The following is a 17,748-nucleotide window of genomic DNA, read 5'->3' as shown; positions in this document are numbered from 1 at the left end:
TTATGACGCAGGTCATTGTTGTAAGCTTTGGGCATCGGATTCAGAAGAATGATCAGTTCCTAAGGATAACGTCCTAATCTGTGTGGCGGTTGCTATACAATTCCGGCTGGCGTTGAATGGCTAAAACCCCAAGGGTGCTACCCCACGACTCACCCAGCAGGTAAATCTTTTTCTCACCAAATCGTTCGCGCAGATACTGAGTCAGTTCGATCGTGTCGGAGATGGCTTGGTCGAGGGTTAGGGTGGAGGTTGGATCGAGCGCTGCGTAGGATTTGCCAGTTCCGCGCTGATCCCAACTGACCACGACGAAATTTCGGCTCAGGTCGTCGAACAACACTCGTGAAAAGGCTAGATCGCTCTGCCCCGGACCACCGCTGAGATAGAGGAGTACGGGCTGATCGATGCTATGACCCCGCAGCATAATCCACTGATTCTGTCCGCCCAGCCGAACCTTTTCTAGGCTGGCGATGCTGCCTGCCAGGGGTTTTCCATTTGCCCCCAGAATGGGCGGCGTACTGGCGGGCAAGGCAATTAGCACGGCTAGAATAACTAGCCCGATCGTTGCAGCAATTGCCCACCGACCTAGTTTTATAGAATGGATTGTCGGAACGAGGTTGCCGGATAGAGATCGGGCAATTGCCATACCCCATTGAACACCGAGGATCATCGGCAATACGCCCACTAGACCCTGAAATCCACGCCCCAGGATCAGTGCCAAAATTCCAAACGGCTCATTCAGACGGATTGCATCCACAGTCGGACCGACGATATCGAGCCGTCCGATTTCAATGGCGATCATGTAGGCGAGGGTCGCCAGTAGCATTGCCCATCAAGATCGCATCACCAGACCTGCCGCACCGCCAACAGCAAAACTCGTGACCATCACTATTAAGGCTTGGGTCGCTGTTGCTGGACCACGGGGCATGAAGTGCGCGATCGCGAAACCGAGTAGCAAGGCCGCAGCCGTCGCGATCGCTGCACCAATTCGACGATCGCGCCACAATAAATACAGAAGATGCTGAGTGGAGTCGGCGTGACGTAGACGAGGAGAGTCATTAGCCATGCTGCGGTTCGCCTTGTTTATTTAGGATTGCTGTAACCTGCCTAAGCCTCTGTATTCGTTTGGAATTGGAGCCAAATAGACTACTCACTAATCATTATTCTGGGCGACTAACAGTTGAGTTGATGTCTAAATTGATTGATTACGATACAAATTATCATAGGGAAACTTCTAACGTTTCTAGATCGCAATCATTACTCCATCCTGTCAATGAATCGCCTGCTGCGCTTCGATCTCAAACAAGGCGACTGCAATCCAAGTAAGGATCGAGATCTTGTCAGCAACAACCTCATACAGTAGAACTGCCGTGACGACGTTGAAGAATACGAAGATTGCAGTATGAACAAATCTGATGAATGCGATCGAGTGCAGCATTGAATTTAAACCCAAGAAATTGTTAGTTCGCACAAACCGTTACTTGAGACGCGGCTCACTTTTGCGCTCCTGCGGTATTTTGTACGGTTCGTCGAAGACAATAGCTGCCAAACTGCTGGCGATTTCTCCCGAAGGCGCGTTCTGGTTATTACTCAAAACGATCGCTGTCACCTGATCAGAGGGAAAGCGAACAATAGAACTAGAAAAGCCATTGATGCCGCCATCATGCCCTATCATTTGACGGTCAAACAGCTTTGTGATAATCCACCCATAACCATATCCGTCTTTGAATGGCGTGAATATCTCAGTAAGTATTTTGCGCGAAACAAGTTTTTCAGTGTAGAGAGCCTGATCCCAGAGAAGTAAATCTTCTGTTGTTGAGTAAAGCGCACCTGCCGCGAACGGGATAGACATATCAATATAAGAAGCGTTGATAATCGCGTTATCTTGTAATTCGTAGCCCTCTGCACGATGTTTGATCAGGCGGTTGTGGCTATCGTATCCGATATGTGTCATACCAAGCAGCACGAAGATGTTCTCTTGCAAGAAGCTGGCGTAAGATTTATCCGAAACTTGTTCAATAATCATGCCAAGCAGGTAATACCCGGAATTAGTGTACTTAAATTTTTCACCGGGCGTAAACTCCAAAGGCATGTGCTTGAAGCGATCAACAAGACTCGCGTGGGTGCTAGGTAGCTGCATCGTTTGTACAAAGTTTGGAAGACTTGTATAGTTCGGAATGCCGGAAGTATGAGTCAAAAGGTTTCTGATTGTAATCGACTGCCAAGCGATGGGACAGTCCGACAGATAGTTACATATCGGGTCATGCGTGTGCAACTTTCCACGCGCTTGCAATATCATTATTGCCATCGCGGTAAACTGTTTCGTAAGTGATCCCAAGCGGAATACGGTTTGTGGCTTGTTCGGCACATCAAGTTCTAAATTTGCCATTCCATAACCCCTACTAATCAAAGGTTTACCGTCTCGCGCCACGAGAATTGAACCACTAAAGCGATTCACTTTCACAGCAGCATTTATGTACTCTTCAGCTTTGACAACAATCTGCTGTGCGGGTTGCGATGCAGCAGAAGTTCGCGCCGGAACATAGTGAATGAACAGCAAACACAAGACGATTAGCGCGACAAAACGATTCACGCGATTGAAATCTATACGCATAAAATTCATCCTCTAAAGTAATGAAGGCATCGAATTAAGTGTTAAGCCATCGATATAGTGTTGTCAGTTTTCCTTATTTAGGCAATGATTACCTGATCAAGCGATCGTCTTAGCGATCGTGGTGTTTCAGTCCCATATCCAAACCGAACCACTAGATCGGGACGGCGATCGCCAATTCCTAAATAAGAAGCGAATTGAGGGCGCAAGGTAGAAACCTCAACGGGCTGGTTCAAAAAAGCGTTTTTGATGCTTAGAGCCGTAGCTTGCAGAGCGAATCGTTCGTAACATCGTCCTGTTTCTATCCAATGCTCCTTGTCATTGCGATCAGATACAAACACAGCAATACCCGCAGAACTGCGAATTTGTTTGGCATATTTGTCATTCTCGTTTTTGGCACTAAAAAACAAATTAAACATCTTCGCTCCCAACCATCGGGGAACAACGGGATTTCCTGTAGACCCTGAGAATAATCCATCGCCTTGACTCACGGCTTCGTCATAACCAAATCGAATCCAAGTTTCCAGTTCATCAACAAAGGGGCGATCGCTCATTTGGGTAGTATTGGCTTGAACCACATACTCAAGGATTTTCTCGATTTTTTCGGTTTCTGTAATCAATAAAACAGAAACTCCATTGCCCTTTCCCGCAGTTGCGAGGGATTTTAAATCTTCATTACTTAATTTTTTACCGTCATACTCGGCTCTCGTACATTGGCGTTTTGGAATTGCCTCAAAAAGTGGAGAAGTAAGAACTTTTGCAGGTTCTAAATTCACTTTCACCATATCTTCAATCTTAGAGTCAAAACTTACTTCTCCATACTTGCCAAAAGCTTGCGCTGCTTGAATCAAATTCTCAGTGGCACAGCCCAGACTGACATAGAGGTGATGCCTGTCAGGATCGACCGCAGGGCATTCTCTCGTCAAATCTGGCAAGATTGAAATGGTCTGATCTTCGATTCTAAATTTCCAACACTGCGTATTATGGCTTGAGGCTGCGAGTATGGCATAGCGAACTAGTTCGCGATTAATTGCAGATATCTCGGCAGGCGGATTATTAGTGGCATGTTGCCATGTGTTTCGCACAGCCTCGTTGTATCGACTAGCAGCATTTTGATAAGCTCCCACTGCATACGCAGCCATACCACCCGCTAGTGCAGCAGTGGCTAAAATAACTTGTCGTCGAGTTGGCATCTGCTAGATCTCACTCAGGGTCATTCAACGGAGACTGTAATGCTTGAAGCCGCGCCTGTAGCTGGGCGATTTCCTGCGCCATCTCTAGAACCATTGCTGCTCCAACCAGATTGAGTCCTAAATCTCGACGCAACCGCAAGATTTGAGCAATGCGCGCAATTTCCCGTGAGTGCAGCATTGAGCCGATCGGTTCAATAACTCCTACTTGCACAAATTGCTCAATCACAATTGTTGAGGTTTCCGTCACCCAAGCGGCATATTCAAACGTATAAAGTTGATCGCCTTCTGGAGAAACAACCGTTGTGGAAAGGCTAAATTCGGTCATAGTGTCACCTCTTCGATCTCAGAACGCGGGTTAAAACTGCTATTTGCCTGAATCTTTTCATAGCAATCCTGCTCAAGCTGACTCAACTCCTTCGGAGAGACAATCTGGAGTTTGACAATCAAATCCGTTCGGCTTCCTTTCGGCAATGTCCACCCTTTGCCTCGCAGCCGCAACGACTGCTCAGAACGTACCCCTTTTGGAACAGTCATCGTCACGCGACCTTCTGGTGTGGGCACTTGAACTTGAGCGCCTAACACTGCTTCATCGGGGCGAATGGAAATTTCGCAGGTCAGGTTATCACCCGAAAACTGAAAAAATGGGTGAGGAAAGAGGTCGATCGTTAGATATAAATCACCTCGCTGTTGCGAAAAAGGGCTAGGACGACCTTTGCCTTTCAGCCGAATCCGGCTACCGGGTGTAGCCCCTGCGGGAATGCGAACATTGATGGTTTCATCGTCTAACTGCAACCGTTTTTGAACTCCATGAAAAGCTTCTGAGAACGAGAGCGCGATCGCGGCTTCTGTATCCGGTGCAGGTGCTCGACTCCGAAAGCTAGCAAAGTCATCTGACGGTTGAGCCGAGGTGCGGTATTGCGATCGTCCTGCTCTAGCTCTGCCGCCTAACAAATCATTGATAAAGCTATCAAAGTCATCGTATTGATCAAAGTTGCTAGAGGGGTCAAATCCCGCTGAATTTGCAGTTGTTTCTTCAGGCGGCGCACTGCCTGCTTGCTTCCAGTGCTGTCCAAATTGATCATACTTCTCGCGCGTTTCAGGGTCGGACAAAACCTCGTTCGCTTCATTGATATCTTTGAATGTCTCCTCAGCTTTTGGATTGCCAGGATTCACGTCAGGATGATGTTTGCGGGCAAGCTTACGATAGGCTCGTTTAATTTCTTCAGCGGTTGCAGTTTTGCTGATTCCCAGAAGAGCGTAGTAGTCTTTAAAGTCATTTGCTGTAGGCATGATTTAATACTCAAAATCCGATGATGCTTGCGATCTCGAAGAGATATCTGCTGGAGCAGATCGCACTCTCATTCATTAACTGAGATCTTGCACCTGATTAAAACTCCCTCGTTGCTGGCATTCACCCGCCCGTGATTGAAAATCACGGTCTAACAGTGCGGAGTCCCCTGAAGGGGCTGAATACCTTAAACCTTCTCCCAGTCCCTTTAGGGGACTTCGCAAGGCTAGCCCCGACTTTTAGTCCGAGGCGGGACAGAATCGCAGCGAAGAGGCGGGTGCAAGATTTCAGTTAACCTTCATACGCTGTTTTTACTCTCCTTGGTTTCGACTTCAGTGCGGTTTTTGCCGAGTAGATGCCAGCTACGATTCCCAAAATGTTTGCTATCCAAGTATGCCAGTCAGGACTGTACCCAAAAACGACAATCATTTTGCCGAATAACACAGCATTGATGATAAGACTACAAAATGCTGTGACGAGAAGATACATGATCAGGAACAGGAACACTGCTGTGAAATATCTCATGAGCACCGATGCTGACTTACTTTCATATTAGGTTTCAGTTAACCTTTTGGGATGTTGGGGCATTTTCACGAGGCGAAATACAGAAGTCAGTGCCAGTAAGCCAGGAGCCGCAAGCCACACCCAGAAACCAAAAAGCGGCTGGTTCAGTGTGAGTTTAGCGATGCCACCACTATCAGCAGGTAACGTGAACCAAAATGCTGATAATGTTCCCCCAAAACCGATGATCACTGAGGCGAGTCCAGCTATTGCCGAGAACTTATATTGCTGCTTCATGAAGAGTATGCAACATAGTCCATAGATTGGATTGGCAAACCAACCGATCGCTGGAATTTGCAGGAAAAGCAATCCAATAATTCCAAAGATAGTCAGTTCCGCTCCCTTCATTGCGTAAACGTGAGTGGGATTCACGGTAGGAGCGATCGGCACTACATTAAACAATAGGCAAGGCAGCGCGAGTGCTATTCCATATAGCAAGAGCGACAATCCCAAAAATATAATCCTATTCTTCATGAGTTACACTCCCATATCTAGCGCTTACAGGGAAAAAAGGCATGGGTGAGTATTCAAACTCCGATTATTCTGCGATCGCAACATCGTTGATCAGCGATAAATTTTCTTTATCACCGAGTTGTTCAACGGTTAGATGATCTTTGGCTGGATGGCTGGGAGTATTGGTTGCTATTGACTGATCGATCGGAGAGTGGTCAGTCTCGGCTCCTGCTTCAGCTTCGGCACTTAACAGTGCATTCCCTCCTGCGTAGTGAGTTTGTCCTGTGATCGCTTGTAGCGCTTCGGCAGCAGCCTGATTCGGAACTGTTCCTTGAGCCAACATTGATTCGTCATTCATGATAGAGAACTCCTAAACTACAGTGTGTGGATCGATGCTTCATTGCTGGGTTGGATCGTCACCAACCTGAATGATTAACTTGCCAAAGTTTTCTCCTTGCAGCAGACCGATAAAGGCATTGGGCGCAGCTTCTAAACCTTTTACGACATCTTCTTTGTACTTGAGCTTCCCTGCCTTTAACCACTGAGAGACATCTTGGATAAACTCGGCATGACGTTCTTGGTAATCGCCCACCAGAAACCCCTTGATCAGCGCCCTTTTTACCAGTAGCGGTAATAGATTCGGTCCTGGAGGTAGCTTTTCGGCATTGTACTGAGAGATCAAACCTACTAAAGGAATTCTGGCTTTCAAATTGATCTGTTGCAGTACCGCGTCTAGAATTGCCCCAGCCGTATGATCAACATAGATATCAATCCCGTTGGGGCAAGCAGTTTTTAAGGCTGAATCCAAATTTTGAGTTTTGCGGTTGATGCAGGCATCAAATCCTAACTCATTCACAACGTAATCACATTTCTCATCGCTGCCAACAATGCCGACTGCCCGACAGCCTTTGATTTTAGCAATCTGACCTACCACTGAACCGACTGCACCAGAAGCAGCAGAGACTACAACCGTTTCGCCTGCTTTGGGTTTGCCAACATCAAGCAGTGCAAAATAGGCAGTCATTCCGGGCATTCCGGTGATGCCCAAAGCATAGGAAAGCGGAACTTGATTGGGGTCGAGTTTTCTCAAAGTTTCGCCTTTTGAAATTCCATACGCTTGCCAACCGTCATATCCTACGACGAACTCTCCGACTGAGAATTGAGGATGGTTTGACTTCACGACCTGGCTGACGGTGCTACCCCCCATGACGTTGCCTAACTCGATCGGCGTTGCATAAGATTCACGGTCGCTCATTCGACCCCGCATATAGGGATCGAGCGATAAGTAAATCGTACGGCTGAGTATTTCTGCTTCTCTCAGCTCTGGAATTGCCGTTTCGACCACGGCAAAATCACTTTCTTTCGGTTCCCCAATCGGGCGATTTTTAAGCAGAATTTGTTGATTCATTGACCCAGACATCGATACCTCCTAATTTCAAGACTCAGTTGCAGCATACTTCTACTTCAGAAATCGAGTTAAGCAGCGATCGTACATCAGCCACTGGAGGTTTCGGGCAGCGGGATGCTGAAAGATGGCTTTGCAAGTAGCACTCTGCTCTCCTTCCCAATATTGCTATGCTTCTCTACTTTGGACAACCGCTGTTTGAGTTACTGCGTGAATTGATTGATTACGAGACAATTTGTCATCAAAAGCGATAAAAACTTGAAGGCGCAAGATTAATCTGCGATCGCAGTTTTTTGCACCGGGTTCTTTAACTCAGATCTTGCGCCAGTCAATTCGCTGCGGTTCTGTCCCGCCCGTGAATGGAATTCCGGGCTAGCCTTGCGAAGTCCGTTGAAACGGACTGAACCTCAAACCCTCTCTCAGTCCCTTGAGTGGACTTCGCACCGTTAGACCGTGATGTTCAATCACGGGCGGGTGAATGCCAGAAACGAGAGAGTTTTAGTTCAGGTGCAAGATCTTAGTTAACGCTCTGACAGTCTAAAAACCGCACGAAAGATTAGTGAATCCGACTTATATAAACATCGGAAGATCTGGAAGCATTTGTTTGGGTAACGATTTATCTCATAATCAATCAATTCACGCAGTAACTCAAACAGGGGTTGCTCAGAATGGAGAGATCATATCATCTTAAAATTTTGTCCAATTAATTTAATAGATAGATTAGGAGCCTTAACGATGAACTGGAAAACATTGACGATCGCATTCATCTCCACAGTAGTATTGCTGTTTGCCGGAAATGCGATTGCACAAACTGACCTCAACATCAATAATACCAATCTGATTCGATTGGGGGGAAGCGTCACGGTTACAGAAAAGCAAGTTGTAGAAAATGCGATCGCGATTGGTGGCTCGGCGATCGTCCAACCGAATGGACGGGTGACACAAACTGCGATCGCGATCGGTGGAGATGTCATCCTCAATCAAGGCGCACGGGTAGATGGGGATGCCTATGCGATCGGGGGCAAAGTCGTACAGGCAGAAGGAGCCACAATTGGCGGCTCAAACGGCACATTCAACAATCATTCTGATGGACAAGGCATGATGGGAATGCACCGCGAGCAAAACTACTTTTTGCCGATGTATTTCTTTCACGCTAGTCTTCGGATTTTCTCGGCGATTGTCGGTGCTATTGTTGGCATCATTTTGTTACGCACCGCACCCTCTTTTCTACCGAATTTAGCCGCTACCGTGCGCCAATATCCAGGTCAAAGCGCATTATGGGGGATGGGAGCAATCGTTACCTTTGTTGCCCTTAATATTTTCTTGGCAATCTCCCTAATTGGCATTCCACTGATTCCACTTCTCAGCGTAATTTTCAGTCTGACATCATTAGTTGGGGCATTGGGAATTTCACTATTTGTTGGTCAACAAGTGGTGAAAAACGATCGACAAAGCAACGTGTATCGGTTCTTAATCGGGCTGCTGATTATCACACTACTTGCGCTGATTCCATCTGTCGGCGGGATTGTCATATTTGTGGTGAGTCTGTTCGGTTTGGGATCGCTCTTTACCTGGAAATTTGGTAAGGTACAACCGCCGATCTTGGAGTAACTTCAATCAAGTCGATCGAATGATCTTTACAAAATTTTTTAGGTAGGGCTATGCGGTCTGATTCAACTACTCCCAAACAGAACAGTGCAGCACTGTGGATTTACTTTGTCGTTAGTTTTGTGTGGTCATGGTCGTTTTGGCAACTTGCAGTCCTAACGTATCCTGTATTGAGTATCGTTGGAGGCTTCGGTCCAATGATTGCAGCCTATGGCGTGACAGGGTGGCAATCCGGTCGAGCGGGCATTTGGGCTTTGCTCAAACGAGGAATTCGGTGGCGGGTCAACTGGCGCTGGTTTATCGTTGTTTGGACATTACCTGCTCTGGTTTTGTTGATGGCTTTGGGATTGCATGGGATCTTGGGTGGAGCATTGCCCAACTCTCCGGCTACTGGGCGCTGGGGGTTGGCGATCGGCAATTTTTTCCTAGTGATGCTGTTTGGCGGTCCACTGGGAGAAGAATTTGGTTGGCGCGGATATGCTTTACCCGCTTTTCAGAGAAGGTTTAGTGCCTTTTGGTCGAGTGTGATTCTTGGAATCATTTGGGCATGTTGGCATCTACCGCTATTTTTCATATCCGGCGCAGTGCAACATGAGTTACCGTTTGGATTGTTTTTGCTGAATACAATAGCGCTCTCCATCCTATTCACCTGGGTCTACAACAACACATCCGGCAGCATCTTGATGTCGATTTTGCTGCATACGGCAATAAATGGCTGGGCGTGGGTGATTCCGATTTTGCCCAGTGCTGCTGATAGCTTGCGACCTTACGCGATCGCGACAGCATTGCTCATAATCATTGCTGCCCTGATCGTGTTGGTCTTTGGAGCGCGAACGTTAACAGGACAGGTCGATCGAGCCACTTCAAGCCGATTAGGGAGGCAATGTTGAGAAAGACTTGAGTAAGAAACTGGTTGTAAAGAAAAGCAAAGAGAACCAGGATGGAGATTGGAGAGGATCTATTAAGGAATAGACGTTCTCTAATCGGATCAAGGTTACTCAAATAAAGTCGATCGAAAGCTATTTATTGTTTGAGGCACTCTTCTATGAAACCAGATTATCTGATTGTTGGTAGTGGTTTATCTGCATTGGTCTTTGGTGCTTTGATGGCAAACTCAGGCAAGACCGTACAAATCCTTGAGGCTCATGAGCATCCCGGTGGCTTTGGTCATACATTTACAATGGCTCAGAAATATACATTTAATGCCCAATTTCATTACGTGTGGGATTGTGGTGAAGGACAACTGGTCGATCGAGTCCTCAAAAAGCTGGGCTTAGATCAGGAAGTAACCTTTGAGCAGTATGACCCGAATGGCTTTGACCATATGCGAATGCCGGGACATGCGTTAGATATTCCCTCGGAACCAGAGGAACTGATTCAGCGATTATCAAAGCTGTTTCCGGCACACAGCGATCGCATTCGCCAATTTGTCAACGACGTTGAAAAAACGGGCGCAGGTCTGAAAAGGCTGGCTCCTCCCGTAAAGCCCATTGAACTGCTCAAACACGCCGGTGAAGTCGCTTGTGCAGTCCAATATCTCAACAGCACGCTTCAAGATGTATTTGACAAGTTTCAGCTACCCCAAGCGGCTCAAACTCTATTAGCGCTGCAATGGCTTGATTTTTTGTTGCCGCCAAATCAACTCTCGTTCTATGCCTGGGTTGCATTGTTTCGAGGTTATCAAGCGGGTGCGTTTTACCCAACTCAGCACTTTGAGCAGGTGATCAATTCGCTCGTCAACGTGATTGAATCTCACGGAGGGAAAGTATTACTCAACCAGGAGGTCACGAATTTTAGAGTTACCAATAAAACCGTCACGGGAGTGGAAGCGATGGATCTTACCACCCATCAAACTCACGAATTTACAGGCAACACCGTGATCTGCAACATTGATCCCCAAAGAGCCGCCAAAATGATTGGTGAGGAAAAGTTCTCTAAAACAGTGCGCCGAAAGCTCAACTATGAGTATTCAGCATCTAACTACATGGTCTACTGCGTCGTTAAAGACCTTGATTTGCGAGACTATGGATTTGGCAAGTGGAATGTCTCTCATACCGGGCATCAGGATCTAAATGAAGCCTTTGCTCAGATGTATGAACACAATGATTTTTCTAATCCTAGCTTTGCCATCACAACGCCCACTTTATTGACAGAAGCGAGTCGGGATTGTCCTGAAGATTGTCAGATTGTTGAGTTCCTCACCGTTGCCAACTACGACTACTTCAAGAAACTGTGGGATCGCGATCGCAAAGCCTATCGTCAGAAAAAGCAAGAAATCTTAGATGCCATCCTGGATGTTGTCGAAGAACACTATGTGCCAAATTTTAGAAAGCATATGGTTTTTCACATCACAGGTAGCCCTACTACCAATGAACGTTTTTGCTGGTGTCCCAACGGAAATTCCTACGGCTCTAGTCTGACACCGCGCAACATGGGACTGGGACGGCTAAATCATGAAACCTCCCTCAACCAGTTCTATTTTTGCAATGCCTCATCGGGCTATCCCGGCTTTGCCCCCACATTCTGGACAGGAACACTACTCTATCAACGGTTGTCCGGCGACGTGCTTCTAGATAACAGCTAGACGGCAATACATACTATTCATTTCATAAACTCAGAGGTCAGCCATGAGAATTGCAGTAATTGGTGGTGGAGCCAGCGGTATGACGACAGCCTACCTCCTCGATAAACAAAGGCATCATGTCACCGTGTTTGAACGGCAGCCCATATTAGGAGGACATATTCGGACACTCAACCACAATGTTCAGCCTGATCAAGCAGCTTGCAATCAACGGTTAGAATGTGGAGTGCTAGAATTTCCGAGCGTCTTTCACACCTTTATTGCACTTATGGAAGAGCTAGGGGTAGAACTAAAACCCGTCAAAGTTGGTTCAGCCCTGTTCCCCAAGGATGGCAGCCACTTTTTTTCGGGGGTTATGACCAACGAAAACTGCACAGGCATCCAACGTCTGATTGAATATCTGCGATTTGACCTGATCCATGCTCGTTCTGCTGGATTATGGTTGGAAACACGATTTGCTGAGATGGAAGATTTCTACGATCAACCGCTGTCGAAGTATATCAAGAGCAAAAGTATTAGCAATACCTGGCTAAAGTTGCTGACGATGTATAGCTACTCAATGCCGTTGGAACTGATTGATAACTTTCCGGCAGAACTGGCGATTCCAATGTTACGCGACTATATTGCGGTCAAGTGGCTCAGAATTGCAGGGGGAGTCTATTCCTACATTGAAAAAATTCTGGAGCGTTTTAAGGGTGACATCTTGCTGAACGTGAAGATTGCCAATATTTCTAGAAGCTCGGATGCGGTCACGATCGAGCAACTAAGGGGCGAAATCCAGACTTTTGATAAAGTTGTGTTTGCCACGCCACCTGACCAAGTGATGGCGCTGTTAGCTGACTCAACAGATGCGGAGACCAAACGCTTTTCAGCTTGGAAAGCTAACGATGTAATCACGACGGTTCATCAGGATCATTCCATGTACAGCAATCAGAACGTTCAGCATCCCTCAGAATTTGATTTCTTTCAGACAGAAAACCAATGGGGATATAACAGCTACTTAAATCAGCTTTGCGGCATCTTGTCACCCCAGCAATATTTTTTATCATTCCACTTAGAGGAATTGATCGCTAAACGCTGCATCATTCACACCCAGAAGCATCATACGCCGCTGTATACTGTTGAATCTTTTCGATACCGAGATGAAGTCGTTGCGACCAATGGAGAAAATAACACCTACCACGCGGGCGCTTATCTAGGCGATGGCTTACATGAAGGAGCGATCGTATCTGCCTTTCGGGTTGCTCAACTGATTGGTTAAGCCTTGACTCTATTCAGAAATGACGATCGCCCTCTTCGAGTCAATGTATGAACGATCTAAATCGAGTGGGTAGACAATCGATCGACCAAGAACGGCGCGAAATCCTACAGCAAGTTGAGGAATGGCTAGAAACACCTATGCTCGTACTGAGTTTTGTGTGGACAGCACTGCTGATTCTTGAATTTGTTGAGGGACTCAATCCACTCTTAAACTCAGTCAGCATCACAATCTGGATTGTATTCATCTTAGATTTCGTCCTTCGATTATTGCTTGCACCTCAGAGGCTTAATTATCTAAAGCACAACTGGCTATCTGCGATCGCGCTTCTGCTCCCAGCACTGTGGATATTTCACACGGCGCGAATCATTCGGGTACTTGGAATCGCACCTGGGATGCAAGGGATGCAAATGCTACGCGTTCTGGCGAGAATCAATCGGGGCATGAAAACGCTCTCTAGAAGTGTGAGCCGTCGTGGATTTGGCTATGCGATCGTGCTGACACTGTTCATCGTGATGATTGGAGCCGCAGGGATGTATGAGTTTGAGCGAAACATCACGGGAAGCACGCTTACAAACTATGGAAATGCGCTCTGGTGGACAGCAATGATTATGACTACGATGGGATCAGATTATTTCCCAAAAACCCCAGAAGGTCGAATGTTGTGCTTTTTGTTAGCCCTCTATGCCTTTGCTGTATTTGGCTATGTCACTGCCACCATTGCCACCTTTTTTGTCGGTCAAGATGCCAGCGATGATGACAGCGAAATTGCGAGTGAGAAGTCTATCAAAGCACTCCAAGCTGAAATCGCTGCATTACGACAGGAGATTCAATCTCGTCCATAGCTGAAAAGACGAGTGGGATCTCTGACTTCTTCAAGAAATTACAGATATAGAGACTTTCGCTGACATCACGATTTATCTCGTAATCAACCGATTCACGCAGTAACTCAAACGATCGCTCTTCAGAGTATGAGCAACGCCATCTTTAGGATCTCCCAACAATATTGCCGCGATCGCTCCGTTTTTCTGAAGAGACTGCAATTTAGCTCGGAGACTTGCCCATGCCCACATTACTTATTGTCTGTCCCAATCGACGGTATCACCTATGAGCATTTCCCTGAAGTTTGAAAAGTTGAAACGTCTTAGCTTACCCAAGCTGAATCCTTGGTTACTGGGCTTACTTGTATTGGTCTCGGTGGGTGGCATTAGCGGTGTCGCTTACAACCAATTTGTTGTAGCGCCTCAACAGCAAGCAAAAAACAAGGTGCAAACGGCGACCGTCGAGCGGAGCAATCTTACGATCGCCGTTTCTGCCAATGGAACTGTGCAACCTGAGCGATCGGTGAATGTCAGTCCCAAAACATCGGGAATTTTGAAGCAATTGCTGGTCAAAGAAGGCGATCTCGTCAAAGAAAACCAGATACTTGCTTACATGGATGACACGAATCTTCAGGGACAATTACTTCAGGCTCAAGGGAACCTCGCGGCGGCGAAAGCCAATCTAGAAAAGGTGATCGGAGGCAACCGACAACAAGACACGGCTCAGGCAAACGCTAAATTGCAGGACTCTCAATTTGCGCTTCGCCTTGCCCAAAATGATTTGCAGCGCAATCGCGCCTTGTCTCAGTCGGGAGCGATCTCCAAACAGACGTTTGATACAGCACTGACGACTCGCGATCGCGCTCAAGCTCAAGTCAAGCAAGATCAAGAAGCGCTGAATCTCTCTCAAGCAGGATCACGATCGGAAGATGTTGATCAAGCTCGTGCCCAGATGGTAGCGGCTCAGGGAGCGGCACAAATTATTCAAACCGACCTCAACGACATGGTGATTCGGGCACCTTTTGGCGGAGTTGTCTCCCGGAAGTTTGCCGATCCGGGTGCGTTTGTCACTCCGACTACGGCAGGCAGCGCAGTCACTTCTGCTAGTTCATCTTCGATCTTGTCGCTTGCCTCCACAAATCAGATCGTTGCCCAGGTCGCAGAAGCCAATATTTCCCAAATTCGCATGGGGCTATCTGCCACGATTCAGGCGGATTCTTATCCCGGCAAAACTTTTACGGGACAAGTTGTGCAAATTGCCACTCAGTCGGTTGTGGTTCAAAACGTAACCAGCTTTGAGGTGAAAACATCAGTGCCCGATCCCGAACATCTGCTGCGATCGGGAATGAATGTCAATGTGACGTTCAACGCTGGGGAGTTGAAAAATGTTCTAGTCGTACCCACTGGAGCGATCGTGCAGCAAGACAATGCTCAGGGCGTATTTGTTGCCCAAGATAAAGGTGATCCAGTCTTCGTGCCGATCGTCGCCGGGACAACGGTGAACGACAAAACCGAGGTCAAGTCTGGCTTAACTGGAACCGAACAGGTCTTACTCAGCTTTCCACCCGGCACCCGTAGGGTTTCTAAACTAAATGGTGGCTAACTTAGATCTTGCACCCGCCTTTTTGCTGCGTTTTCGTCCCGCCCGTGAATGGAATTCCGGGCTAGCCTTGCGAAGTCCGTTGAAACGGACTGAATCCCTCAAACCCTCTTGCAGTCCCTTCGGTGGACTTCGCACCGTTAGACCGTGATTTTCAATCGGCGGGTCTGAGCCAAAAACGACCCGATCGAACGGGGCTGATTGAGTGGGTGGGTGCAAGATCTCAGCTAATAAGGAGTCTTTATTTCCTCATGAAAAAACTTGACTTACCGCCGCCAAACAGTCGATCGCGCCGTCGAAAAAAGCGCAGGGTTTCGCTGCGTGAAATTCTGATTATGTCGATCGAAACGCTGTGGAATAACAAACTGCGAACCGGGTTGACGATGCTGGGCGTGATTATTGGTATCGCCTCGGTGATTATGATTACCGCCGTTGGGCAGGGCGTACAAAAGTCAACGGCGCTGCAAATCCAGGCGTTAGGCACAAACGTGATGATCGTCACGGCAGGGGCAGCTAGAACGGGTGGGATTAGCCAAGGCGCGGGTTCAGCCAGCACACTCACCTGGGAAGATTCTCAAGCGATCGCCACCCAGGTTCCAGCCGCTAAATTGGTTTCGGCATTTTTACAGCGCCCCCAAATTCAGGTTGTCAGGGGCAATCTCAACATGGCTACCCTGCTAGTAGGCACAGATTTGAACTTGCCAAAGATTAGAAACATTCAGCCCCAAGCAGGACTCTTTTTTAGGTGATTTGGATGCAGGTCGCCCAGTGGCGTTTATTGGCTCCAAGGTGCGCGACGAATTGTTTAGCACCGACAAATCGGCGATCGGGGCAGATTTGCGGATTCGGGGCAAGCATTACACCGTAGTTGGGGTGGCGGAATCGAAAGGCTTGTCTGCCGGAGAGGATCTGGATGATGTAATTTATATTCCCTTCACCAATATGTCGTCCCAAATTGTTGGCAATAACGCTTTGACAGGCATTGCTATTAATGGATTCTGGTTAGAAGCGATCGATGCCGATCAACTCAACTCGGCTCAATTTCAGGTGACAAATATTCTGCGACTCAGGCATGGCATTAAGACATCCGGTATTGATGATTTTCGGATTATCAATTTCGTTGATATTATGAGCGCGTTCACTAATGTCATGGGTTCTTTAACCCTGATGGTGGGAGCGATCGCTGGGATTTCGCTAGTGGTCGGAGGCATTGGAATTGCCAACATCATGCTGGTTTCTGTAATGGAACGAACGCGAGAAATTGGCATTCGCAAAGCAGTCGGTGCAACTAGCGGCTCTATTTTGAGCCAGTTTCTAACGGAAGCGATCGTCATCTCGGTCGTGGGTGGAGTGATTGGTGTGGGATTGGGAATTGCTCTGGCATACATCGCAGCAATGTTGTTCAAGTTTCCCTTTGTGATCCCGTTGTGGTCGATCGGGGCAGGGTTTGGACTCTCACTCATCGTAGGTGTTCTAGCAGGCGGCATCCCGGCGCGAAATGCTGCCCGATTAAATCCAATTTCAGCCCTACACAGCGAGTAATAGCGATGACAAACATGATTCGGATGGAGGGCATCACCCAGACTTTTCATCTAGAGGGAATGGATTTGCCTGTTCTCAAGCAGATTGATTTGTCGATCGACGAGGGCGAATACGTGGCGATTATGGGCACATCCGGTTCAGGCAAATCAACGCTGATGAACATTATCGGCTGTCTCGATCGACCCATAAGCGGAGTATACATCTTAGACGGGAGAGATCTGACCACCCTGGATGATGATGAACTCGCGGACATTCGTAATCAGTACATTGGCTTTGTCTTTCAACAATTCAATCTATTACCTCGATTAACAGCGTTAGAAAATGTGATGTTGCCCATGATCTATGCTGATGTTCCTCGATCGCAACGCCTAACAGCAGCAACTGAATCTCTCACCAAAGTTGGATTAAGCGATCGACTAACAAGTCGTTCTAGCCAGCTTTCGGGAGGACAACAACAGCGAGTTGCGATCGCCCGTGCATTGGTCAATCATCCCGCATTAGTGTTAGCCGATGAGCCAACGGGCGCACTAGATTCCAAAACGTCTCAAGAGATTATGGCTTTGCTAACAGAACTCAATCAACAGGGCACCACGATCGTCGTTGTTACCCATGATGCGAGTGTCGCGGCGCAGACAAAGCGAACGATCGAGATGGTAGATGGCGTTATTGTTGAGGCTGAACATTCGGGCAATAACTTTCTGCCTAATGCTTCACTCATGCAGCGGTGACATCTCATTCAGAAATCGGCGTTGTTGAATGCTGGGATGAAAAAGGCAGGTCAAAATACTCAGTATTTCTTGACGATCGATGCTAACTCACATCTTGCACCT

At 47.4% G+C, this 17,748-nt stretch carries 19 protein-coding genes; 9 read left to right on the top strand and 10 right to left on the bottom strand.

What is annotated here, in order from left to right; translation table 11 throughout:
* Positions 1 to 73: 73 nt before the first annotated feature.
* The 10 genes from A8707_RS12060 to A8707_RS12015 form a co-directional block, all read right to left on the bottom strand.
* A complete protein-coding gene (locus A8707_RS12060; protein WP_068817277.1) occupies positions 74 to 823 on the bottom strand; it encodes an alpha/beta fold hydrolase in 750 nt (249 codons plus the stop codon).
* 6 nt (positions 824 to 829) lie between these two features.
* Complete coding sequence (locus A8707_RS12055; protein WP_068817275.1) at positions 830 to 1,063, bottom strand: hypothetical protein; 234 nt, start codon at positions 1,061 to 1,063, stop codon at positions 830 to 832.
* A gap of 204 nt (positions 1,064 to 1,267) precedes the next feature.
* Positions 1,268 to 1,435 carry a hypothetical protein gene (locus A8707_RS28075; protein ID WP_156518511.1) on the bottom strand — a complete coding sequence of 56 codons (168 nt, stop codon included), beginning with the start codon at positions 1,433 to 1,435 and terminating at the stop codon, positions 1,268 to 1,270.
* A gap of 39 nt (positions 1,436 to 1,474) precedes the next feature.
* A complete protein-coding gene (locus A8707_RS12050) occupies positions 1,475 to 2,611 on the bottom strand; it encodes a serine hydrolase domain-containing protein (RefSeq protein ID WP_068817274.1) in 1,137 nt (378 codons plus the stop codon).
* Positions 2,612 to 2,688: 77 nt separating this feature from the next.
* Entirely contained in the window at positions 2,689 to 3,801 is a 1,113-nt protein-coding gene (locus tag A8707_RS12045; RefSeq protein WP_068817272.1) for an Acg family FMN-binding oxidoreductase, read from the bottom strand.
* Between the two features lie 10 nt (positions 3,802 to 3,811).
* A complete protein-coding gene (locus tag A8707_RS12040) occupies positions 3,812 to 4,126 on the bottom strand; it encodes a chaperone modulator CbpM (RefSeq protein WP_068817270.1) in 315 nt (104 codons plus the stop codon).
* Positions 4,123 to 5,091: a DnaJ C-terminal domain-containing protein gene (locus A8707_RS12035; protein WP_068817268.1), complete on the bottom strand. Its 969-nt coding sequence runs from the start codon at positions 5,089 to 5,091 to the stop codon at positions 4,123 to 4,125. Before A8707_RS12035 ends, A8707_RS12040 begins: the two co-directional genes overlap by 4 nt.
* 550 nt (positions 5,092 to 5,641) lie before the next feature.
* A complete protein-coding gene (locus A8707_RS12025; RefSeq protein WP_068817264.1) occupies positions 5,642 to 6,124 on the bottom strand; it encodes a hypothetical protein in 483 nt (160 codons plus the stop codon).
* Between the two features lie 64 nt (positions 6,125 to 6,188).
* Positions 6,189 to 6,461, bottom strand: a complete 273-nt coding sequence (locus A8707_RS12020; RefSeq protein WP_068817262.1) for a hypothetical protein — start codon at positions 6,459 to 6,461, stop codon at positions 6,189 to 6,191.
* 39 nt (positions 6,462 to 6,500) lie between these two features.
* On the bottom strand, positions 6,501 to 7,523 hold the full coding sequence (locus A8707_RS12015) for an NADP-dependent oxidoreductase (RefSeq protein WP_068817260.1): 1,023 nt from the start codon (positions 7,521 to 7,523) through the stop codon (positions 6,501 to 6,503).
* 720 nt (positions 7,524 to 8,243) lie between these two features.
* Here A8707_RS12015 and A8707_RS12010 point away from each other — a divergent pair.
* The 9 genes from A8707_RS12010 to A8707_RS11975 all read left to right on the top strand — a co-directional run bounded on the left by A8707_RS12010 (position 8,244) and on the right by A8707_RS11975 (position 17,646).
* Positions 8,244 to 9,119, top strand: a complete 876-nt coding sequence (locus A8707_RS12010; RefSeq protein WP_068817258.1) for a hypothetical protein — start codon at positions 8,244 to 8,246, stop codon at positions 9,117 to 9,119.
* Positions 9,120 to 9,169: 50 nt separating this feature from the next.
* Complete coding sequence (locus A8707_RS12005; RefSeq protein ID WP_068817257.1) at positions 9,170 to 10,006, top strand: CPBP family intramembrane glutamic endopeptidase; 837 nt, start codon at positions 9,170 to 9,172, stop codon at positions 10,004 to 10,006.
* A 155-nt stretch (positions 10,007 to 10,161) separates the two neighbouring features.
* A complete protein-coding gene (locus A8707_RS12000; RefSeq protein WP_068817255.1) occupies positions 10,162 to 11,700 on the top strand; it encodes a phytoene desaturase family protein in 1,539 nt (512 codons plus the stop codon).
* 43 nt (positions 11,701 to 11,743) lie between these two features.
* The gene (locus tag A8707_RS11995) at positions 11,744 to 12,958 is read left to right on the top strand and encodes an FAD-dependent oxidoreductase (RefSeq protein WP_068817253.1); all 1,215 of its coding nucleotides are present in this window, start codon (positions 11,744 to 11,746) and stop codon (positions 12,956 to 12,958) included.
* A 47-nt stretch (positions 12,959 to 13,005) separates the two neighbouring features.
* Entirely contained in the window at positions 13,006 to 13,800 is a 795-nt protein-coding gene (locus A8707_RS11990; protein WP_068817251.1) for a potassium channel family protein, read from the top strand.
* Positions 13,801 to 14,062: 262 nt separating this feature from the next.
* Complete coding sequence (locus A8707_RS11985; protein WP_068817249.1) at positions 14,063 to 15,379, top strand: efflux RND transporter periplasmic adaptor subunit; 1,317 nt, start codon at positions 14,063 to 14,065, stop codon at positions 15,377 to 15,379.
* 248 nt (positions 15,380 to 15,627) lie between these two features.
* The gene (locus A8707_RS29675; RefSeq protein WP_231948034.1) at positions 15,628 to 16,125 is read left to right on the top strand and encodes an ABC transporter permease; all 498 of its coding nucleotides are present in this window, start codon (positions 15,628 to 15,630) and stop codon (positions 16,123 to 16,125) included.
* 1 nt (position 16,126) lies between these two features.
* Complete coding sequence (locus A8707_RS11980; protein WP_231948033.1) at positions 16,127 to 16,918, top strand: ABC transporter permease; 792 nt, start codon at positions 16,127 to 16,129, stop codon at positions 16,916 to 16,918.
* Between the two features lie 5 nt (positions 16,919 to 16,923).
* Positions 16,924 to 17,646 carry an ABC transporter ATP-binding protein gene (locus A8707_RS11975; protein WP_269452712.1) on the top strand — a complete coding sequence of 241 codons (723 nt, stop codon included), beginning with the start codon at positions 16,924 to 16,926 and terminating at the stop codon, positions 17,644 to 17,646.
* The last annotated feature ends 102 nt before the right edge of the window (positions 17,647 to 17,748 follow it).

The organism is Phormidesmis priestleyi BC1401, assembly GCF_001650195.1.
In the GTDB taxonomy this organism is placed as follows: Bacteria; Cyanobacteriota; Cyanobacteriia; order Leptolyngbyales; family Leptolyngbyaceae; genus Phormidesmis_A; species Phormidesmis_A priestleyi_B.
The sequence above is the reverse complement of the archived record's forward strand: the minus strand, read 5'-3'. Positions and strand labels throughout refer to the sequence as shown.